General features: G+C 72.5%; 12 protein-coding genes. 4 read left to right on the top strand and 8 right to left on the bottom strand.

Features of this window, described 5'->3' with window-relative positions:
- Window positions 1-73 precede the first annotated feature (73 nt).
- A complete protein-coding gene (locus NQU55_RS20155; RefSeq protein ID WP_240976158.1) occupies window positions 74-1042 on the bottom strand; it encodes a site-specific integrase in 969 nt (322 codons plus the stop codon).
- Window positions 1042-1308 (bottom strand): hypothetical protein, encoded by a 267-nt coding sequence (locus NQU55_RS20150; protein WP_168091515.1) that lies wholly within the window; start codon window positions 1306-1308, stop codon window positions 1042-1044. The genes NQU55_RS20155 and NQU55_RS20150 overlap by 1 nt, the downstream gene beginning before the upstream one ends.
- 797 nt (window positions 1309-2105) lie before the next feature.
- Here NQU55_RS20150 and NQU55_RS20145 point away from each other — a divergent pair.
- The 4 genes from NQU55_RS20145 (at window position 2106) to NQU55_RS20130 (ending at window position 5276) form a co-directional block, all read left to right on the top strand.
- Window positions 2106-3491 carry an NsdA family TPR-like regulatory protein gene (locus NQU55_RS20145; RefSeq protein WP_168091516.1) on the top strand — a complete coding sequence of 462 codons (1386 nt, stop codon included), beginning with the start codon at window positions 2106-2108 and terminating at the stop codon, window positions 3489-3491.
- A gap of 634 nt (window positions 3492-4125) precedes the next feature.
- The gene (locus NQU55_RS20140) at window positions 4126-4299 is read left to right on the top strand and encodes a hypothetical protein (protein ID WP_168091517.1); all 174 of its coding nucleotides are present in this window, start codon (window positions 4126-4128) and stop codon (window positions 4297-4299) included.
- Window positions 4300-4422: 123 nt separating this feature from the next.
- Window positions 4423-4953, top strand: coding sequence for a hypothetical protein (locus NQU55_RS20135; protein ID WP_206329004.1), 531 nt, complete (start codon window positions 4423-4425; stop codon window positions 4951-4953).
- The gene (locus tag NQU55_RS20130; protein WP_206329005.1) at window positions 4950-5276 is read left to right on the top strand and encodes a hypothetical protein; all 327 of its coding nucleotides are present in this window, start codon (window positions 4950-4952) and stop codon (window positions 5274-5276) included. Before NQU55_RS20135 ends, NQU55_RS20130 begins: the two co-directional genes overlap by 4 nt.
- Window positions 5277-5446: 170 nt before the next feature.
- Here the strand turns inward: NQU55_RS20130 and NQU55_RS20125 are convergent, their stop codons facing one another.
- The 6 genes from NQU55_RS20125 to NQU55_RS20100 form a co-directional block, all read right to left on the bottom strand.
- Window positions 5447-6268, bottom strand: coding sequence for a hypothetical protein (locus tag NQU55_RS20125; RefSeq protein WP_256790925.1), 822 nt, complete (start codon window positions 6266-6268; stop codon window positions 5447-5449).
- Between the two features lie 10 nt (window positions 6269-6278).
- Window positions 6279-6617, bottom strand: coding sequence for a PadR family transcriptional regulator (locus NQU55_RS20120; RefSeq protein ID WP_206329006.1), 339 nt, complete (start codon window positions 6615-6617; stop codon window positions 6279-6281).
- Between the two features lie 1158 nt (window positions 6618-7775).
- Complete coding sequence (locus NQU55_RS20115; protein ID WP_168091519.1) at window positions 7776-8540, bottom strand: acyltransferase; 765 nt, start codon at window positions 8538-8540, stop codon at window positions 7776-7778.
- A 79-nt stretch (window positions 8541-8619) separates the two neighbouring features.
- Window positions 8620-16557 (bottom strand): non-ribosomal peptide synthetase, encoded by a 7938-nt coding sequence (locus NQU55_RS20110; RefSeq protein WP_240976162.1) that lies wholly within the window; start codon window positions 16555-16557, stop codon window positions 8620-8622.
- Between the two features lie 47 nt (window positions 16558-16604).
- Window positions 16605-20039, bottom strand: coding sequence for a type I polyketide synthase (locus NQU55_RS20105; RefSeq protein WP_256790924.1), 3435 nt, complete (start codon window positions 20037-20039; stop codon window positions 16605-16607).
- Window positions 20036-21418 (bottom strand): MFS transporter, encoded by a 1383-nt coding sequence (locus NQU55_RS20100; RefSeq protein WP_240976442.1) that lies wholly within the window; start codon window positions 21416-21418, stop codon window positions 20036-20038. Before NQU55_RS20100 ends, NQU55_RS20105 begins: the two co-directional genes overlap by 4 nt.
- Window positions 21419-21472: the final 54 nt, after the last annotated feature.

Below are 21472 nucleotides of genomic sequence, written 5' to 3'. Positions count from 1 at the left end.
TGTAGCCGAGCATGGAGCGGGAATAACGGGCCCAGCCGCCCTGGTCGGCGATGACGACGGCGTCCTTGCCCGCCTAGCGGGCGGTGGAGGCCAGGCCGATGCGCAGGGAGTGCCCGGTCCAGGCGAGGGGTACCCCGGCCCGCTGGGAGATGCGTTTGATGGCGCGGGTGACGGAGTCGGGGCCCATACCGCCGGTGATGTGACCCCACTGGTCGATGCCGACGAAGGCGGGGGCGTCGGGCCAGCTCCAGCGGGGGTCGGCCTCGGCGGCGAGCCGCGCGCGGTAGGAGCGGTAGGCGCGCACCGGGCAGATCGCCGGATCGTTCGCGTAGCGGATCTTGGCGTCGCGCACGGAGTGCTTGGTCTTGCCGGTGAGGACGGCAACGACCAGGCCGCGCGGGTGTGCGGTGACGTCGGCGGCGAGCAGCCCGGCCGGGTCCTGGGAGCGGGAGGCGTAGTGGAAGCCGGTGAGGACCAGGGCCTTGTACCGCTCGCCGGCGAGGGTGTCGGGGCAGGACTGGGCGATGACATGAAGGCCTTCAACGTTCGCGCCGGCTGCCTTTCCGCGGCCGCGCCGCTCGCCCTCCTGCAGCAGTTTCACCGCCAGGCCGTCGAGGGCCTTGCGGGCGGCGCCCTGGTCATCACCGGAGACACTGACGCCGCGCTCGCGCAGTCCGACGACGGCAGCCGCGAGGTGGGTGCTGGCGGAACTGGGCGCGTAGCCGCTGCCGTTCTGCTGGCCCTCGCGGAGCATCCACGTCACGAACGCGACAAGGGCGCCGCGGCTGGCCTCGCGTTCGGGCAGGCCGGTGGTGGCGCAGAACCGGGTCCACACCCGCCACGACTTCGCGTAGGTGTCGAAGGTGTTGTCGGGGGTGACCTCGGCGGCGACGGCGTCGGCGAGGTCTTCGGCCTCGGCGAGGCGGCGGGCGGCGTCGATGCCGTGGCGTTCGACCCATCGCTCGATGAGCGCCTGCCGCTCGGGATCCGCCGGGGATATGGACGGCCCGTTTGCGGTCCGGGGAAGTTCGGTCTCGGTCATCACAGGCCCCGCAGCAGCTTCCGCCGTTCGTACGCGTCGCGCTTCTCCTCCTCCTGGCGGCGGTACTCCGCAGCCCGTTCCTCGCCTGCGGCGTCGAGGTGGAAGACAGGGGTCCAGCGGGCACGGTCGTAGCCGTCCGCGTCCTCCCAGCGCTGCGCAACGATCTGGAGCCGGTTCCAGTGCTGGATCCGGGCGAGGAGGATCTCGGGGGAGCCGTCGTCGTAGCAGAACGACGCCCGTACCGGCTCCATCAGATCCCGCAGCACCCACCGGAGAGCGACCGCCGCACGGTACTCGTCACTGTTCCACTGCTGCGCGCCCTGCAGGGCGCGCAGCCGCCGGGTAAGGAAGATCTCCAGGGCGTCGGCGTCGGCCTCGGTGAGGGCGGCGGCGTGGCTCAGTTCCTCGCCAGCCGGCGGTGCGGGCGCGCGGCGGGGGCGGTCATCGCGCCCCGTTCCCGCGCATCGGACTGACTCACCATCATGTCCCTTTTGTCGCGTCGGATAAGGAGAGGTTATCCGACGCGATACACCTTCGGAGGCCTTCAGAGAGGGCCCATATCGGAGTGAATTTCCCATCTCACGCGAGTTGCTCCGATGTCGCTGAACCTAGACAGATCTGAAGGATGATGTCAGCGAAGCTGCTCCGCGCCCCGGTCCGGTTGCCTGCTCGCGCTTACATGCCCCGGCTCCTGAGGCGAGTCAAGTCGATCGGCGGTGCTGGCCGCCGCGACCATGAGCACCACTGTGACGGCGATCGCCCACGGGGGCAGGATCTCAGGGAGCAGCGGCCCGATGTACGGGATCGGCGTGAGCAGTCGGCGTGCCGTGTTCCGTGAGCGCGTTCCGCACGTCGGTATCCATTTCTTCCCGGCAGGTGTCATGGCCTTGGTCAGCCTCGCATTTCGTGTGCTTCGTCTTTGTTTCCTGTCAGGACACCAGGGCGGGAGCAGTCCCGCAGGGCTCACAAGGGGGGCTCACAGATCGCGACGGGCATCGAAGTCAACCTGCCGTAGCTAGGCTGGAGTTGACGCGACGGCCGACTGGGAGCGGAGCGTGAGGTCGTGACAGTGGGAAGGTCCTCCGGTCGCGGAGCGAATGTTCATCTGGACAAGCTGATCGCGGAGTCCGGCATGAGCCACAAACGGCTGGCGCATCGGCTGAACGAGCTCTGCCTGGCCGAGGGCATCGCCAGCGAATACACGCACACCTCCGTGGCCAACTGGTCCCGCCGGGGCATGCAGCCGAGGTGGCCGGTGCCCCAGCACATCTGCACCGCGCTCGCCGAACGCCTCGGGCGGGCCGTGAGCCTAGCCGACATCGGCATGGGATCACCGCAGAACGACCGCGCAATCGGCCTCGCCTTTCCACGCGACCAGCGGCAGGCGCTCACCGAAACGGCCTCGTATTGGAGCACCGTGAACCGACGCAACTTCCTCGCCGCGGCTCCCTTCGCCGCCTCCGCATTCTCCGAACCAGTGACCCGCTGGCTGGTCAGCCCAACCGAGCCCATGAAGCCCTCATCCGGCGTCTACGCCCTCGGCCGCGCGCACATCGAAGAGCTCCGCGCAGCGGCCGATAACGCACGGACGTGGGACTCGCGGTTCGGCGGAGCCCTGTGGAAGTCCCATTCACTCACCGAGTACCTGGACGAGCGCGTCACACCGCTGCTGCGCGCCCGGTACTCGGAGCGCGATGGCCGTGATCTGTTCTCCGTGACCGCCGAGATGGCCCGCCTGGCCGGGTGGACGGCGTTTGACGCCGGCCAGCACCAGACCGCGCAGCGCCACTACATCCAGGCCCTGCGGCTGGCCAAGGCCGCAGGCGACATCCACCTGGGCTCGTACATCCTGGCCACGATGGCCATGCAATCCATGATGCGCGGGTTCGCCTCGCAGGCCATCGACATGGCCCAGGGGGCCTACGAGCGGGTACCGGCCGCCGACCCCCGGGTGCTCGGCTTCGCCAAGCTAATCGAGGCACGCGCGCACGCACGGGATGGTGACGCACGCTCGGCCTGCGCCTGCCTGGCCACCGCCGAACAGTTCCAGGAACGCGGGCAGGCCGAAGGCACGGGCGAGCGGCCCTGGATCGATTTCTTCACCCGGCAGCGCGTCGTCACGGATGCCACGGAAATCTTCCGCGACCTGGGGCGCCCGAAATCCACCTTCGCGTGGCACGCTCTGGGGGCGATGCCTGGGGATGCGTTCGCCAGGTCCAGGGGCATCCGGCTGTCCGTCCTGGCCACAGCCCACGCTCAGCAGGGGGACCTGGACGCCGCCCTGCCCCTCGGACAGGAATCGCTCCAGGTCTTCTCCCGGCTCCAGACCGCACGCGGTCTGGACTACATCAAGATCTTCACCAACGCGCTCCACCCCTGGCGCCGCGAACACTCCGTCTTGACCTACATGAACCAGGTCAGGGCACTGTCATCCAGGCTCCCCGTCTGACGCACACCGAGGAGTGTCCCCCGAGCTGGGCGGCATCCTGGTCTTACTGCGGTTGCCTGCTCCAGCCGCACTCCGGCTGACTCAAGGGCGCCTTCTGTGTCACTTTCCACCAACATCATCAGAGCAGGTTCCATGACGTGGGGCCGGAGAAGGTGCTGCACAGAGCAGAATCAATGACATGCGCGGCGTCGGATCAGTCTCAGCGAATCCGCTCCGCCCTGGTCAGGGAGCTGTCAGCAGATCACCTTCGATAGGACTGGACGTGAACTCGCGTTCATCGCAAATCCGGACATACATCCGACACTGTGGGCGTCGTCTGAAAAAGTGGCTCTGTCTCACATTCCGTGCCAGAGCCACGATTCACGCGTCGCCGACATGACGCGCCCCGCACATCCGAACGTCCCGGCAGACTGCTCACCAGCATCGGAGAACAACTGCAGACGAGACGTCGGTCGGCCACCCCCTTCTTCGGGGCGGTGGTCACTCACCCGACCGACCTGTCTTCGGCTGCAGTACGACGCGCGACACCCTGGGTCGTGCGCCCGCCCTGCGGGCCCGGGGGCACATGCAAGGTCGACGCTGGAGACGTACACGGAGGAGTACGGCGCGCGACGGGCCTCATGGGCGCGTCGGCATGTCTGTGTACGAGACCCTGCACTCCACCCTGCCCGAGTTCCTCGGGAGCCTGGCCGCCGGCCTGACCCTCGCCACCACCGGCTGGGCCGCCGCGAAGTTCCGGGAGCGCCGCGCGCTGCGGCGGCCGCCCTGCCCCCACACCCCCGACGGTCACCGGGACGAGCAGCCGTAGCCGGAGCCCGGCTACGGCGCAGGCGTCCGGGGGATCGTCCGGCGTGTAAGGCGTCGGCCTCGGGGCACGGCCCCGCTTCCGGAGGAACGGCAACTCCGGTGACGGTGACGGCAAAGCGAGCAGATGCGCGCCGCGACTCGCCAGCTCGGCGCCCACCGCAGCGGATACTGGCTGCGCCGCTTCGCCGAGGACGAGGAACTCTCCACTGCGGCCGACCAGCCGCTGATCGACCGCTTCAGCCTGCGGCGGCTGCTGGAAGATGCCCTCGACCCGTACGTCCGACTCGCGGAGTCCGGAGCGCTGCGGGCCCGCCGGGTAGCCAGCGGCTATCCCCCACCTCGGAGCCGACGAACGAGATCCGGCGCAAGGCCGTGGACATCTTGCGCGAGGCGCTGGGGTTGCCCCCGCTGCGGCTGGGCGGAGGAGCTGCCGCAGCAGCCCACCCCGGCCTTCTCCACACTGGCGGCCCTGCGTGCGCAGCTCGACGAGCACCTCGGCGGCACGATGTCGCCGGCCCAGACCCGGCTGACCGCGGTGCTCGCCGTGCTGCTCGACACCAAAACGCGCAGTGGCGAGCTGGCCGGCCTGCGCACCACACGCCTGGCCGAGGACCACAGAGCGGTGTGCGTCGAGCGGCGCCCCCGCACGGAGTGAGCACGGCGACCGAGGCGGAGTGGGTCGAGACCTCGACTCTGACCCGGGCCGCGCTGGAGCGGTGGCTACCGGTCCGCGCCATCCTGGTCGCACGGGCCCACGGGACCTTGAGGCTGTGGGTCTCCCTCTGGGTCAACCACGATGGCGTCCTCGACGCCGACGGCACCACCGTGCTCAGGCCACCCGGGTCGCCCCTGGGGGAGAACGGCCTGGTCACCTCGTACCGCGTCGGGCGCCTGCGGTACGCCGGCCTGCGGGAGCTGCTGCTGAAGCTGGAGCAGCTGCGCCGCGCCGTGGCCGAACGCCAGGACACTGCCGCGTAGTTGTCCCCTCCTCTGCTGCCTGACCTGGTCATTTTCACCAAGGCCGGTGCGCCTGTTGGGCTTGTTATTGCTTTGAAAGACCTGACGAACGTGCCTGTGGGTCCCCGCGCGAATGCCGCGCGGGGACCCACAGCGAAGGTGGAGCGGCTTCTGCTGCTTGCTGGGATCTCTCACTCTTGCTGTGCGACCGTGCGCCGGAGCGCCCACCACTGGCGCACTCGTGCCACGGACCAATTGGTGCAGTAGATCGCCGGAATGGCTGCGTAGCAGGCTGGTTCAAGGCCTGCCAGGGAGTAGAGCCCGTAGAGGGCGCCCCCGAGCAGGAGGCCCGCGAGAGTGCCGGACAGCATGTTGGAGGCGGCGACGCGGTCAACGCCGCGGGCGAGGCGTTCCGCCAGGAGCCGGACCGGCCCCGGCTCCTCCTGGGCCGGTGCCGGCCGGAGGATCATGCGAAGCCTCACGGCCGCCCACAGGTTGCTGAAGGCGTGAGCGAGCCTGACGACCGGGTTCCTGATCTGCTCCAGCTCCGCGGTCCACTGCGCCCAGTAGTCCATACCGTACTCAGGCCCGATCAGGGCCGCCGCCGCGTTGGTCAGGTGCTTGATCGTGCCCGACATCCGCCGTGCTCGCCGCTCGTCGCGACGGGCGCGGCGCTGCTGCCGACGCGAGGCCGTGGTGAGCGCGGCATCTCCGCTTGCCGCTTCTTCCTGCTGAATGCGAAGCAGCCTCGTGATGTGGCGAGCCTGCCGCCGTATGCGGCAAGCGATGAAGTAGGTGAACAGCACTCCGCGGGGAGCCTCCGTGATCTCTTCGTCCCACCCGCTGAGGAGTTCCTCCGCTCCCTCTACGTCTTCGATCTGCTTCTTCGCGTTGCGGATGATCCGGTTCACGCGCCACTCGGTGACTGAAGCGACCTGCCTGACCAGCCACCCGATGAAGAGCAGCAGCAGCTGAAGGACCCAGAAGGCGGGGTCGGTGAAGTATCCGTCCACTGTGCTGTCCTCACGCTCCGAAACCGATGGACGGACCGGCGGCTCCGGGGCGGCCGGGAGCGGCCGCCTGGCGGGATGCCGCGCGCTGGAGTGCCGACTGGGCTCGCTGCAGCCCGTTCGGGGTGAGCCGGTAGAAGCGGCGCCGGGGCCCTCGAGAGTCGGGCTCTTCGCCGGATTCCCATTCGCTGGTCACCCAGCCTGCCTTCTCCAGGCGGGCGAGAATCGGATAGATCGTGCCTGTCAGGACGCCTGTGGCCTGAGCGATCTTCAGGCCGTAGAGCTCCTGATCCTGTTTCACCAACACTGACAACACGTCCAGTGTGGTGCGGGTCATCTTGGGCTCTGCCATACCGTCAACTCTACCTAGCTCGAACACTATCTATCTAGAGTTAGAGTCCGGTGAGATGGCAGCACAGTGGTCTCTTTTGGATCCTTGCAGGTCAGCCCCGCCATGTGCGGGGCTTTCCCACAACGGGTCAACTGCGCTGCTTCATGGCGGCGCGTAGCAGGGCGGCCGTCGCGGCCGCCGTCTCCCGGGGCGGCCTCGTCCTCGTGGTTCTGGGCCCGGTCTTCCAACTGGAGGGCGGCGGCCTCAGAAACACCTATGTGGACCGGGACGGTCTGCAGGGTGGCAGTGGCGGCCGCGGCCTGTGCTGTCGTCGAGGCTGGTGCGTTCTGCGGGATGAGGATGCTGAGTGGCCGGCCAATACACGGCACGCTCGTCGTCGACGACCGCTGCACGGCCTCCAGTCCGGGACGGCGCAGGCCCTGGAGTATCACCGCACGACCCCATCCACCTCTACGGCTACGACAACGGAGTCCTGCCGCCAGCTGGCTGCCCGGCCGCGTCCGGATTTTCGGGGAGCCAGCCCGTTCCGCGTCAGCTGGAAGTAGCAGAAGAGGGGCGGCCCAAGGGTGTGCGTCCCGATCAGCCCTTCGGGTTCGTGTCCTTGCCTACTTGCTAGGTTGGCCAGCTCCTCGCACACGAAGTGGTGGGCCGGTGGAGGGCGCTCGACGCAAAGCGCATGGCACATCTCGTGTGTTACGCGGTGCCCATTGATGAGTGGATGCCCGTCGCCAGGGGCAGGCGTCAATGTCAGATCACGCTGGTCGAGCATGTCCGGCTTCCAGTCGCCGGACTGCGCCTGCGGTCTCAGCTTCTCAGTAATGGGCTGCGCCTCGCCGCGCGGCGTGCGCAGTCAGGGACGCGCGAAGACGCTGGGGCTTGTTCGGCTTGTGTCTTCCCATGTCCAGTGGACGCCGCGCTGCACAGTCCGCGATGCGGCTTCCGAGTGATGAACGTCGAGGCCCGGGCGACGGGGAGCCGGGCGTGTGCGATTGCATGTGTGTCAGCGGCCATGATCAGAGCCGATCCACATGGCCACTGACACACGCGGCCTGGGCTGCCCGGGAAGTCGGTGCCCTGTCCGGCGGCGCGGAGTGCAGGCTCTCGGTCGGTACGGTCAGCGTCGTCCCCGGCAGCAGGGGACGGTCCTGGCAGCCCCGGCTACGTCCCGTCCGGTGACGGTGGCAGGTCGGCGAGGGCCTTCAGCTGTTCCGCGGTCATTTCTGAGGGGATCGGCACCGGGGGCGCCGTCCGCAGTGGCGGGACCCAGCCGGTGGCCGCCTCCCAGCGGCGGACGATCTTTGCCGGGGCGCCTGCTACCACCGCGTGGTCGGGGACCTCGCCGCGGACGACGGAGCCTGCGGCGACGACCACGTTCCGGCCGAGGCGGGCGCCGGGGAGGATCACCGCGCCGGTGCCCAGCCAGCTGCCGGAGCCTATGGAGACGGGTGCGCTGCGCGGCCACTGTCTGCCGATGGGCTGGTGCGGGTCGTCGTAGGAGTGGTTGTCGCTGGTGACGTAGACGTACGGGCCGCAGAACACGTCGTCGCCGAAGGTCACCGGTTGTGAGGCCACGACGTGGCTGCCCCGGCCGAGGACGACGCCGTTGCCCAGCCGGAGGACGGGGTCGGGCCCGAGGTCGAGGCCGGGCATCATGCCGGCGGTGAGCGTGACCTGCTCGCCGATGATGCAGTGGTCGCCGAGCTCGATCCAGCGCTCGCCGAAGACCGTGCCGAGCGGGAAGGCGAGCCTGGTCGCCGGGCCGATCCGGCGGAAGCGGTACGGGCCCGGGCGCTCGGCGGTCACCGCGCCGGCCTGCTGGATCCACCGCCAGCCGCGGTGGACCGCGCGGGACGCGGCACGACGCCCCCACGCCCGCAGGGCGGTGGAGGCGTCGGAAGAGAACGTGTTCCGGTTCTTCGGCACCCGGTCACGGTAGTCGGCCGGGTGCCGGCCGGCCGCCGGGGTGACCTGTGATCTTCACCCCACCGGACGGCCGGACAGGTCACCCTTCGAGGGCCGCCCGGACCTCGTCGCGCAGCAGCTCGACGTAGTCGCGCGTCCAGCCTTCGACGGTCTCCTGGTCCCACAGGTCGGACGAGTACTCGGCCATCCCCGCGAGGACATCGCCCGCCGGGACGAGCCCGAGGGTGAACTCCGCCCGCGAGGCCGCGGGCGCGAGATCCTCGACGGCCACGGTCAGCCCCGGCATCTCGACGTCGGTCTCCAGCGAGCTCTGGTACGCGAAGCCCACCGCGAGCCGGTCCGGCATGTCCACGCCCTCCCGCTGCATCAGCGGGGCGAGGCGCCGCGGCGGCAGGAGCTCGTCGATGCACTCCACGGACGTCCGGGCGACCCGGTCCGTCAGCGCCGCGAACGACGCCGCCTCGCCGTCGCGCACCCGCAGCGCGAACCCGGAGGTCGTACAGGCCATGAGCGACTCGAACTCGCGCCGCTCCCGGTTAGCGTAGGAGATGCTGAAGACGACATCGGACTGGCCGGACTTGCGGGCCATCAGCCGGCCCAGCGCCGCCACGGTGACCGCGAAGGGCGTGGTACCGCGGCTGCGCGCCAGGCGCTCCACGTCCGCGCGCACCTCGGCGGGCACCGTGAACATCACGACGCCGCCCCGCCCGCTCGCCTTCTCCGGCCGCGGCCGGTCCAGCGGCAGGTCGATGCCGAACGGCACGCCGTCCAGCTCCCGCCGCCAGAACTTCAGCTTGCGCTCGTCGGCAGCGGGGTCGGCGTGCTCGCGCTGCCAGCGCGCGTACGCGCCCGGCTGCAGCGGCTCGGGCTCCAGCCCGTCGGGCAGGCCCTTCGCGGCGGCGCCGTAGAGCGCGGCCAGCTCCTTCAGCAGCAGGCTGACGGCCCACCCGTCGCACACGGCGTGGTGCAGGACGAAGAGCAGCACCCAGGTGCGCTCGCCGGCCCGCAGCAGGCGCAGCCGCGGTCCCGATCCGACCGCGAGGTCGAACGGCTCCTCGGCGGCCTCGGCGGCGATCCTCTCCAGGCCCGCCTCGCGCTCCCCGGCGGGCAGCCCGCTCAGGTCCTCGACGGGCAGGTCGACGGGCCCGGCGGGCAGCATCTCCTGCTGCCAGTCGTCGTCGCCCGCCGCGACGATGCGGGTGCGCAGGCCCTCGTGCCGGGCGACGAGCCGGGTCAGGGCGGTGCGCAGCGCGGCCACGTCCAGGTCGCCGGTGAGGGTCAGGCGCATGGCGACGTTGAACACCTGCGGGAGGGGGTGGCCGAGCTGGCCCGTGACGAAGCGGATCTGCTGCTCGGTGGCGGGGGCCCGGTGCTCTACGGGGTCACCGAAGACCACACCCTCCGTCTCCGTCTCCGTCTCCGCCCCGTTCTCCTGCGACGGCGATCCGGCCAGGAAGGCGGCCATGGCCCGCAGGGTCGGCTCCTCGTAGAAGCGCACCATCGGGTACTCGGTGCCGAACTCCTCGCGGGTCCGGTTGACCAGCCGGATCGCGGTGATGGAGTGGCCGCCGAGGTCGAAGAACGAGGCGTCGGGGGCGATGGCACCGGCGTCGGTGCCGAATTCCGCGGCCCACAGGGCGCGCAGCCGCTGCTCGACGTCGTTCCCAGGCGCGGGCTCTGCGGGAGCTGCGGGGGCTGCGGGAGCTGCGAGGGCTGCGGGCTCTGCGGGCGCAGAGGCCACGGCGGCCGCGGCCGGAGCGGCAGACGCAGCGGATACGCCAGATGCTGCCGACGCTGCAGGTGCCGCGGTGACGAGGTCGGGTGCCGGCAGGCCCGCGCGGTCCAGCTTGCCCGCCGCCGTCACCGGCAGCGCGGCCAGGACCGTCCAAGCACGCGGCACGAGGTACTCGGGCAGGCGCTCGGCCAGGGCGTCGGCCATGAGGTCGGCGAACGCCTGCCGGTCGTCGGCCCCGTCCCCGACCGGGTCGGCGGGGACCGCGAAGGCGGCGAGGTACGCCTCGCCCCGGCCGTTGCGCCGCGCCAGGACGACGGCCTCACGCACCCCGTCCAGGGTGTTGAGCGCGCGAGAGACCTCCTCCGGCTCGACGCGGTAGCCGCGGATCTTGACCTGGTCGTCGGTGCGGCCGCGGAACTGCAGCCTGCCGTCGGCGGTCCAGCGCACGAGGTCGCCCGTGCGGTAGAGCCGGGCGTCCGGACCGCCGTGGGAGGCGGCGTCGGGGTCGGCGTGAGGGTCGGCGTCGGGGTCGGGCAGGAAGCGTCCTGCGGAGTCCTCGGGCCGGTGCAGGTAGCCGCGGGCCACGCCCGGTCCGCCGACGTACAGCTCCCCCACCGTGCCGACCGGGACCGGCGCGCCGGACTCGTCCAGGACGCGCAGGCGCACGTTGTCGACGGGGCGGCCAATCGCGATCTCCTCGCCCACGCCACCGGACTGCGCGCCGGGATCGACCGTCTCGACGGTGCACAGCACGGTGACCTCGGTGGGCCCGTAGACGTTGACGACCTCGTACGGCGTGCCGGGGCGCGGCCGGGTGCGCATCACGTCACCGCCCAGGAGGAGGTGGCGCAGCGGCGGCTGGTCGCCCGGTGCGAGCTGCAGCACGGTCTCGCCGAGGGCCGTCGGCAGGATGGTGAAGGTGACGCCCTGGGCGGCGTACCAGCGGGCGAGCGCGAGCGGGTCCTTGCGGACGGCGTCGCCTGCGACGGTGACCGAGGCCCCCGCGGTCAGCGCCGGCCAGATCTCCATGACGGAGGCGTCGAAGCTCTGGCTGCAGACGACGGCGCTGCGGTCGGCGGCGGTGAAGCCGAAGCGGCGGTGCTGCCACGCGCACAGGTCGGTGACGGCGCGGTGCGGCACCGCGACGCCCTTGGGCGTGCCGGTGCTGCCCGACGTGTAGATGACGTAGCAGAGGGACTCGCCGTCCGCGGCGGGCGCCGCAGGTGCCGTGCCGGTCGCTGTGCCGATTGCGGTGCCGGCCGGGGCGTCGTCGGGGGTGACGACGGTGACGCCGGCCGGAAGGCGGAGGTCCGCGGCCCGGTCGTGCGTGGATACCAGGGTGCGGGCGCCGGACTCGGCGAGGACCGTCTCGGCGCGGTAGCGGCCGAGTGCGGGGTCCAGGGGCACGTACGCGCGGCCGGACTTGAGCGCCGCGAGCATGGCGACGACGAGGTCGGCGGAGCGCGGCAGCCACAGGGCGACGGGGGCGCCGTCGCCGCCCCGCTCCCGCAGCACGGCGGCCAGCCGCTCGGCCCGCCCCTCCAGCTGACGGTAGGTCAGGACATTGTCGCCGTCGATCACGGCGGTGGCGCCGGGCGCCGCCGCGGCCTGCCGGGCGACCAGCTCGTGGACGGTGCCGGCCGCGGCGGGCCGCACCGGACCGTTCTGCCACGCGGCCGGTACGGGGTCGCCGACGGCGGCCGTCGCGACGAGCCGGGACAGCGGGGCCTCCGGCGCGTCGACGGCGGCCGCGAGCAGGTCCCGGAAGGTGCCGAAGAACCGCTCGACGGTCTCCGGGTCGAACAGGTCGGTGTTGTACTCCAGGTGGCAGCGGATGCCCTGCGGCTGATCCGTGAAGTAGACGGTGAAGTCCGTCAGGGCCTTGTCCGGGCCCGCGTCCAGCGGCGTGGCGCGCACCCCGGGCAGCTCGAAGCGGAACGGCTCGCTGCTCTGGAACTCGGCGAGTACCTGGAAGACGGGGGTGCGGTCCAGGACGCGCGGCGGCGCGAGCTCGCGCACCACGGCCTCGAAGGGGACGCCCGCGTGGTCGTACGCGTCGAGGGCGCGGCCGCGCACCCGGTCCAGGAGCGCCGCGAAGGACGGGTCGCCGGAGAGGTCGAAGCGCAGGGCCAGGGTGTTGACGAAGAACCCGAGCAGCTCCTCGGCCCGCTGCGGCCGGTCGGAGATCGGGGTGCCGATGACGATGTCGTCCTGCCCGGTCACCCGGTGCAGCATGGCCGCGTAGCCGGCGAGCAGGGTCATGAACAGGGTGCCGCGGCGGGCCCGGCTCAGCTCCCGCAGCCGCGTGGAGAGCTCCGGGTCCAGGGTGCGGAAGACGGCCCGGCCGTTGGAGGTCATCACCGCCGGGCGCGGCCGGTCGGTGGGCAGGTTCAGGGCGGGCAGGTCGCCGCCGAGCGTCTCGCGCCAGTAGGCCAGGTCCGCGGCGGCCTCCGGCCCCTCCAGGGCGGCGGCCTGCTCGCGGGCGTGCTCGGCGTAGCTCCACGTCAGCTCGGGCAGGCCGAGCTCGGTGCCGTCGCGCCAGGCCCGGTAGAGGGCGGACAGGTCCCGGGTCAGGACGGTCGCGGAGGCCGCGTCGACCACGATGTGGTGGAGGGACAGCACGAGGACGTGCGCGTCGTCGGCGAGCTTCACCAGCCGCGTGACGAACAGGGGCCCCTCAGCGAGGTCGAAGCGGCGGGCGCTCTCGGCCGCCAGGACCTCCTGCACCGCCGCCTCGCCCCGGCCCGTGCCGTCCACGACGGCGAAGTCGGGCTCGGCGGGGGCCCGTACGACCTGGCGCGGCTCGTTGCCGATCTCCCGGAAGACGGTGCGCAGGCCTTCGTGACGCGCCACCAGGCCGCGCAGCGCGGCGCGCAGGGCCGCCACGTCGAGCGGGCCGTCGAGACGGATCGCCTTGGTCTCGTTGTAGGCGGTGCGGCCCGGCAGCATGCGCTCCAGGAACCAGATCCGCTCCTGGCCCGGCGACAGCGGGGCGTCCGCGGGGGCGATGGCGGGGGCAGGAACGGGAGCGGGCGCAGAGGCGGGTGCGGGGGCGGGCGCGGGGGTGAGGAGTGCGGCGGGCACGAGCGCCGGGGCCGGGGCTTCGGTCCCGGCGACCCTGCTCGCAGCCTCGGCCTCAGCCTCGGCCTCGGCCGGGGCCTGACGGTGGCGGTGGCGCAGCGCGTCGATGTGGGTCAGGCTCGCGCGCAGCTCGTCCGGCGCGACGCCGAAGTCCACGAGCGAGACGATCTCGTCGGCGCCGGCCGCGGTCACCGTGCGCACCACGGGCGAGACGCTGTCGACCGTGCCGATCAGCGCCCGCTGGTCGCAGTATCGGTCGTACGCGCGGCGGAACACCACGTCGAGGTCGTCCTCGCTGAGCGAGGAGAGGTCCACGTTGTGCCCGAGGCTGTTGGTGACGCCGCCGAACAGCGACAGGGACGCCCGCATGTAGCGCGACAGCGGTTCGTACGCCTCGGCCCGCGCCACGTCGTGACGGCCGGCGAGGTAGGTGTGCATCAGGACGGCCACGCGCCCGGCGGCCGGGTCCAGGCCGTGCTGCTCGCGGGTGCGGCGGTACAGCGCGACGTTCTCCGCGAGCTGTTCGACGCTCTGCGTCATCAGGTTGGTGACGACGCCGAGGTCGTGGCGGGCCGCCAGCTCGAACGAGGCCGGGTTGCCGACCACGGCGGTGTACATGGGCGGAGCGTCCTGAACGGGCCGCGGGAAGAGCCGCACGTCGGCCTCGCCGTCACCGGTGGTCCGGCGCAGCGCCTCGCCCCGCCAGAACCGCCGCACCTGCTCCAGCTGCTCGTACATCGCCTGCTTGTGCCGGCCGAAGCGCTCGGGGAAGAAGACGAAGTCGTTGGCGTGCCAGCCGCTGGCGATGCCGATGCCGACGCGGCCCCCGGAGAGGTTGTCCACCATCGACCACTCCTCCGCGACCCGGATCGGGTCGTGGATCGGCAGGACGACGGACCCGGCGTTGAGCCGGATCCGCGAGGTCTCCCGGGACAGGGCGGCGGCGAGCACGGCGGGGTTGGGAAAGAGCCCGCCGAAGGAGTGGAAGTGCCGCTCGGGCATCCACAACGCGTGGAACCCGTTCCGGTCCGCGAACCGCGCGGTCTCCAGGAGCAGCTCGTACTTGCCCGCGCGGGACGCGGCGCCGGGGTCGGCGTCGGGGTCGGGGTCGGCGCCGCCGTCCTGCGGGTAGTCGCCGAAGAAGTAGACGCTGAAGTCGGGGGTACGGGGCGCTGCCTGCGGCACGGCAGGCGCGGAGCTTGCCTGCGGAGCAGCCGGCGCGGGGGTTGCTTGCGAAGCGGCCGGGACGACGGCCGCGGCCGCGTTCCAGGCCATGGCGGCGACGCGGCGGCCGGGCCCGGGGGGCCCGTCGCCGGCGGAGTCCGCCTGCGGGGCTGGTGCACCCGCCTCGTGCGGGCTGGAGGCCCGCTCCTGGCCGGGCTCAGTCAGCCCCTGAAGGCCGGGGACCTGCCCCTCGCCGGACCCACCCAGCCCCTGCGGACCAGAAGCCCCTTCATTCTTCAGCCCGTCCGGCGTCTGAGGACCGGGGGCCGGGGCGGAGCCCCGGGGCGGTGCGGCCGGTTCCGGGGGCCTCGCAGCCACGGTGACCAGGTCCGCCAACAACGCCCCCGCCGCAGGCGTCGACGGTGCCTTCGGCGCCGCAACGCGGGCGGTGCCCGGGAAGAACCCCGCACCCCGAAGCTCCCGCAGGGAACCCTTCACCGCGTCCGCGATGAATTCCAGGTCGCCGTCCGAGTGCGCGGTGGAGAGGAAGAAGTTCCGCCACTCCCACACGTGCACGCCGCGCAGCATCAGGTGGTGGTACAGGAGCTCCATGTCCGCGCGGTGGTCGAAGCGGAACTGCGAGCCGAAGTGGCTCATCCGCAGCGGGAACTCCTCCGCCTCGAAGAAGGCGTTGAGCCCCGCGGCCAGCTCGCCGGTGCGGGCGTTGAGCCGCTCCTGCAGCAGCGGGCTGTGCTCCTTGAGGTGCGCGAGGACGGCGCGCGCGGCGACCATCGACACGGGGTGCTGGATGTACGTGCCGCCGAAGAACGTGGTGTCCGCGGGCGGGTAGCTGTTGTCGCCGTAGGACCAGTAGCCGCCGTCGACGCCGTCCATGATGTCGGCGCGGCCGGCGATGGCCCCGATGGGGAAGCCGCCGCCGAGCAGCTTGCCGTAGGTGGCGAGGTCGGGCGTGACGCCGTACAGCTCCTGGGCGCCGCGGGGCGCGGGGCGGAAGCCGGTCAGCATCTCGTCGAACATGAGGACGATGCCGAGGCGGGCCGTCAGCTCGCGCAGCTTCCGTACGAACTCGACGGGCTGCAGCTCGGGGTGCCGGCTCTGCACGGGCTCGATGATGACGGCGGCGATGTCGCCGGCCTGCTGCGCGATGGCCTCCAGGGAGGCGTCGCTGCCGTACTCCAGGACGATCAGGTCCGCGACGGCGCTGTCCGGGATGCCGCGGGAGACGGGCACGGTGACCCGGGCCTCCGGGCCGCCCGAGGAGCGGCCGAGGACGGTGTCGGCGTGACCGTGGTACGCGCCGAGGAAGGTGACGATCTTGTTGCGGCCGGTGGCGGAGCGGGCGAGGCGGATGGCCGCGGAGTTGGCCTCCGTACCGGAGTTGGCGAACGCCACGCGCTCCATGCCCGTCATCCCGGCCAGCAGCTCGGCGGCTTCGCCGGTCTCGACGTTGCGGGGGCCGAGCTGGATGCCACGGGTGAGGTGCTCGCGCACCGCCTCGCTGACGAAGGCCGGCTCGTGCCCGAAGAGGAGCACGCCGAAGCCCATCGTGATGTCGACGTACTCGTTGCCGTCGACGTCCTGCAGGCGGGAGCCGCTCGCCCGGCGGCCCGCGATGGGGTAGAGCATCTCCTTCGTACCGCTGCGGAAGCCCACGACGGCGCGGCTGTCGGCGAGGACCCGGCGGTAGCGCTGGGCGATCTGCTTGGAGGTCGGCGTCTTGGCGGTGTAGCGGCGCACGAGGTCGTCGAGGTGGTCCTGCTGGGAGCGCGGGGCATCGCCCTGGACCATGCCGGAGGCACGCGAGACGGTCACGCGGGGGCCGTGGACGCGGCGCGGCGCGGCGGCCTGCTCCGCGGCCGCCGGCTCACCCGAGGGCGCCGCCTCACCCGGCGCTGCCGCGACAGGCGGCCTGTCCGTGCCCGCCGGTTTCTCCGTGCCCGGCGCCTCCCCGTCCGGAGGACTCCCCGCCGGCCCGCCGCCGATCTGCTCGGCGATGCGCCGCGAGAGCTCGGCCATGGCGGCCAGGTCCTGTTCGAGGGCCGCGGAGGCGGCGTCCAGGCCGGTCACTGGGCCACCCCGTTGAGGCGAACCGTCGCGGCGGCCGTCTGCAGGGACAGCAGCTGGGAGAGCTGGGACATCATCTGCAGCTGTATCTGCGATATCTGCTGCAGCTTGTGGGCGAGGTCCTCCAGCTCCCGGCGCGTGGCGTACTCGGGAGCGGGGTCGGACGGAGCCCCCGGAGCAACCGGGGCCGCGGGAACAGCGGGTGCGGGAACGGCGGGTGCGGGCGCGGCGGGCCACTGCGTGGCGGCGGGCTGCTCCACCAGAGGCACCGGAGGCGCCACGGGCTGTACGGGCTGCACCGGCGCCACAGGCGCCACAGCCGGCGCGGCCGACGCCGCAGCAGCAGGCGCGGGCACGAACGCCCCCGCCCCGGGCGCCTGCCCCGGCATCCGGCCGGCGATGAGCTCCGCGAGCCGCCGCGGCGTCCCGGTCTCCTCGAACAGCTCCCGCATCGAGACCTTGACCTGGTGCCCCTGCTCCAGCTCGCGCAGCACGCTGATCATCTGCAGCGAGTCGGCGCCGAGGTCGAAGAAGGAGGTCTCGCCGGTGATGGCGTCCGGGTCGTGGCTGAGATGCCGGGCGGTCGACTCGATGATGCTTCGGACGACCCGCTCGACCGCTGCCTCGTGCTCTACCACTGTGGCTCCATATGTCGCTGGTGTTCCGGTACGTACGGCCGTCAACTCCGGCCCTGTCCAGTAGTCCTTGTGCTGGAATCGGTATCCCGGCAGCGGGATCCTGCGGCCGCCGCAGCCGCTGAGCAGCGGCCGCCAGTCCAGGTCCGCGCCCGCGCAGTGCAGGGCCGCCGCCGCGCCCCACAGCGTGGCGAGGCCGGTGCCGCGGCGGAGCGAGGGCAGCGCGGGCACGCCGGGCAGGGCCCGGCGCGCCAGGCCGCTGAGCGTGGTGTGCGGGCCGATCTCGACCAGCGCCGCGGGCGCCGTCCCGCCGATCGTGCGCAGCGCCTCGTCGAAGCGGACGGGTTCCCGGGTGTGCCGCAGGAAGTACGCGGTGTCCGGGGTCCAGCCGGGCGGGCGGACGGTGCCGTCGAGCCCGCTGACGAAGGGGACCGTCGTCGGCCGGAAGGTCACCGTGCCGAGCACGGCCCGGAAATCCTCCAGCATCGGGTCCATGAGGGCGGTGTGGAAGGCCCGGTCGACCGGCAGGCGTTCGCCCGGCGTGCCGCGCGCTTCCAGCAGCGCGCACACCCGGTCCACGGCGGCCGGGGGCCCGGCGAGCACGTGGGAGCGCTCGCCGTTGGCCACGGACAGCTCGGCGCCGGTGACTTCGGCGGCCAGGGCGAGGGCCGCGTCGCGGGTGAGCGGTACGGCCGCCATCGCGCCGGGGGCGCAGAGCCGCTGCATCAGCCGGCCGCGCTCGGCGGTCAGCCGCAGGCCGTCCTCCAGGGAGAGGGCTCCGGCGGCGTGCAGGGCCGCGTACTCGCCGACGCTGTGCCCGGTGACGGCGGCAGGGGTGACGCCGGTCTCCTGCCAGAGCCTCGTCAGGGCGCACTGCAGGGCGAACAGGGCGGGCTGGGCGGTGTCGGTGGGCCAGGGGGAGCCCTCGCCCGCGGAGCCGGGTCCGCCGAGCGGCCCGCCGAGCAGTCCGCCGAGCGGCCCGCCGAGCGGCGCGCCGAGCGGCGCGCCGAGCAGTCCGTCGAGCAGGGAGCCCCCGGTCAGGTCACGGTAGTGGCGCTCGCAAGCGTCGAGGACGTCGCGTACGGCGGGGAAGCGCTCGTACAGCTCCGCGGCCATGCCCCGGTACGGGCTGGCCTGCCCGGTGTAGAGGAAGGCCGCGTCGGCGGCGCCTTCGCGTGGCGCCGTACCGGTCGTCACGGCCGCCGTGCCCGTGCCGGCGAGCCAGGCGTCGAGGGCGTCGGCGAGCGCGGCCGGGGTGGCGCCGCGGGCGGCGAGCCGGTGGCGGCGGTGGGTGCGGCCGAGCGCGGCGGTGGTGACGAGGTCGGCCTGCGGGATCCCCGGGCGCTGCCGCAGCGCGTCGCGGAAGGCGCGGGCGTTGGCGGCCAGCGCCTCCTCGCTGCTGCCGGAGACCAGGAGGACGTCCGGCGGGGCCGCGGCGGCGCCAGGCCGGGGCCCGGGCGCGGACTCGGGGGCCTGTTCGAGGACGAAGTGGACGTTGGTGCCGCCGATGCCGAGCGAGGTCAGGCCCGCGCGGCGCGGGTGGTCGACCTCCGGCCAGGGCACGGCCGTGCCGGGGATGTAGAAGGGGCTGCCGTCCAGGGCGAGCAGCGGGTTGGGGGTGGTGAAGTTCGCCATCGGCGGGACGACGCCGTGCTTCAGGACGAGCAGCGTCTTGATCAGGCCGGCCAGGCCGGAGGCCACGTCGAGGTGGCCGATGTTGGCCTTGGTCGAGCCGAGGGCGCAGTAGTGGGTCCGGTCGGTGTCCTGGCGGTAGGCGGCCGCGGCGCCGTCGAACTCGATCGGGTCGCCCTTGAGGGTGCCCGTGCCGTGGGTCTCCAGGTAGCCGATGGTGTCCGCGCCGACGCCCGCACGCTCCAGGGCCCTGCGGATGGCGGCGCACTGGCCGCCGGCGCTGGGGGCGGTGTACGCCTTCTTGTCCGCGCCGTCGTTGGTGACGCCCCAGCCGCGGATGACGCCGTGGACGGTGTCGCCGTCGGCGAGGGCGCGGTCGAGCCGCTTGAGGACGACGGCGGCGACGCCGGTGCCGCCGACGGTGCCGTCCGCGCCCGCGTCGAAGGCCCGCAGCCGGCCGGACTTGGAGAGGATGGAGCCCTTGACGTACTGGTAGCCCAGCACCTGCGGCACGTGGACGGCCGCCGCGCCGGCGAGGGCGATGTCACAGTCCTCCGCGAGCAGCGCCTGCGCGGCGGTCTGCACCGCCACGAGCGAACTGGAGCACGCGGTCTGGACGTTGACGGCCGGTCCGGTCAGGCCGAGCCGGTAGGAGACGCGGGTCGCGGTGAAGTCCGGGGCGTTGCCCGTCACGATCTGCATGCCCGACATCCAGTTGTCGGCGGGCACGCTCGGCAGGACGTGGTTGAGGAGGTAGGTCTCCAGCGTGTAGAGGTGGTAGCCCGTCGTGGCGTAGACGCCCACCCTGGTGCCGTCACGCTCTCCCGGGTATCCCGCGTTCTCCAGGGCGTGCTGGGCGCACTCCAGGAACATGCGCTGCTGCGGGTCGGTGAGCTGGGCCTCGCGGGCGCTCATCCCGAAGTGCTGGGCATCGAAGCCGGTGAGGTCGTCCAGGATCCCGGAGGCGCCGACGAAGTCGGGTGCCTCGTAGCGCTCGGCGGGCACTCCGGCCGCGGCGAGTTCCTCGTCGGTGAAGCGGGTGATGCAGTCCGTCCCGTCGCGGACGACGCGCCAGAGCTCCTCAGGGGTGTCCGCTCCCGGTAACCGGAAGGCGAGTCCGATGACGGCGATGCCCTGACCGGTGCCTTCGTGGTGCGTGGATGTCATGAGCTGCGGCCTTCCGCGGTCTTTACGTCCGTCGCTGTGTCGCCCGTCGATACGCCGCCCGCCGATGCACCGTCCGCCGACGCGTCGCCCGCCGACGCGTCGCCCGCCGATACGCCGCCTGCCGATACGTCCCGGACACCCTGACCACCGGCCGGCCCGCCCGCCCCCCGCGTGAGCCTGCCGCCGCGCCTGAGGAGCAGGACGAGCAGGGCGACGCACAGGGCGATGGCCAGGCCGTGGAAGGCGGCCACCACCTGCAGCGGCGAGAACGTCTCCAGCAGGGCCGCGCTGACGATCATGCCGAGGCCGAAGCCGGTGTTCTCGGCCGAGGCGGACAGCCCGAAGAGACGGCCGCGCTGGGCGTCGGGGGCGGCCTGGAGCCGGGAGATGTACACGATCTCCGTGAACCCGTCGGCCATGCCGGCCACCAGCGCGGCGATGATCGCCGGAATGGTGGGCAGACCGGCGAAGACCACGATGAACGCCGCCGACATCACGCACGCCCCGAGCGCGAACGCCCGCTCCCCCGGGGTGCGGCCGGTCTTCTTCGTGACCCGGCCGAACAGCTGCTGCGCGACGATGTTGCCGATGGCCCAGGTGGCCCAGAACTGGCTGATGAACGTCGCCGGGTGGGCTGGGTCGAGGCTGTCCGAGTAGATGGGCAGGGCCACGTTGTGGGACGAGGAGCCCAGGCCGTCGACGGCCCGGACGGCGATCATCACCGCGAGCAGGGGCGCCGTGCGCAGCAGCATCCGGGCGAAGCCGCTCGCGGCACCGCTCTCCTCCTGCCCCGCGCCCGCCTCCGCCGGCCCGTCCTCCGCGGCCGCCCGGGTCCGTACGGGCAGCAGGAACAGGACGGTCGCGGAGATCACGAAGGTGGCGGCGTCCAGCGCGAACGCCGCGGAGTAGCCGAGCTGCGCCACGACCAGACCGGACGACGCGAAGCCCGCGATCATGGCGAGGGAACGGCCGGTGACGAGCAGGCCGTTGGCGCGGGCCCGGTGCTCGGCGCCGACGATCTCCGGCACGCTGCTGCGCAGGGCGACCTGGGAGAGCGTCGAACAGAACCCGGTGATCACCGCCAGGCCGAAGAGCAGCCCGACCCGGGCCCCGTCGGGCGCGAGCAGCAGGGCGACCAGGGCCAGGGCCTGGGTGAGGTCGGCGCCCACCATGAGCCGCTTGCGGTCGCGGGTCGAGACGAGGCGCCCGGCCACGAAGCCCGAGAGCACGTTGGTCACCAGGCGGACGGCCATGAAGAGGCCGGCGGTGAGCGCGCTGCCGGTGACGTGGTAGACGAAGACGTTCAGCGCCACCATGTTCAAGTAGCTGCCGTACGCCGAGATTCCGTTTCCGACCACGAGCAGACGGAAGTGCCCCATGCGCGGTCCCCCTCCGCTCGCTCCGGGTTGCGTCGGCACCGCGGTCGGCGGCGC

This window comes from Streptomyces telluris (assembly GCF_024519335.1).
Classification (GTDB): Bacteria; Actinomycetota; Actinomycetes; order Streptomycetales; family Streptomycetaceae; genus Streptomyces; species Streptomyces telluris.
The sequence above is the reverse complement of the archived record's forward strand: the minus strand, read 5'-3'. Positions and strand labels throughout refer to the sequence as shown.

What these genes read in the sequence shown, in the direction of transcription:
- NQU55_RS20155 (WP_240976158.1), bottom strand. Translation starts at nt 1,042, where the DNA reads ATGACCGAGACCGAACTTCCCCGGACCGCAAACGGGCCGTCCATATCC.
- NQU55_RS20140 (WP_168091517.1), top strand. Translation starts at nt 4,126, where the DNA reads ATGTCTGTGTACGAGACCCTGCACTCCACCCTGCCCGAGTTCCTCGGG.
- NQU55_RS20135 (WP_206329004.1), top strand. Translation starts at nt 4,423, where the DNA reads ATGCGCGCCGCGACTCGCCAGCTCGGCGCCCACCGCAGCGGATACTGG.
- NQU55_RS20120 (WP_206329006.1), bottom strand. Translation starts at nt 6,617, where the DNA reads ATGGCAGAGCCCAAGATGACCCGCACCACACTGGACGTGTTGTCAGTG.
- NQU55_RS20110 (WP_240976162.1), bottom strand. Translation starts at nt 16,557, where the DNA reads ATGGCCGAGCTCTCGCGGCGCATCGCCGAGCAGATCGGCGGCGGGCCG.
- NQU55_RS20105 (WP_256790924.1), bottom strand. Translation starts at nt 20,039, where the DNA reads ATGACATCCACGCACCACGAAGGCACCGGTCAGGGCATCGCCGTCATC.
- NQU55_RS20100 (WP_240976442.1), bottom strand. Translation starts at nt 21,418, where the DNA reads ATGGGGCACTTCCGTCTGCTCGTGGTCGGAAACGGAATCTCGGCGTAC.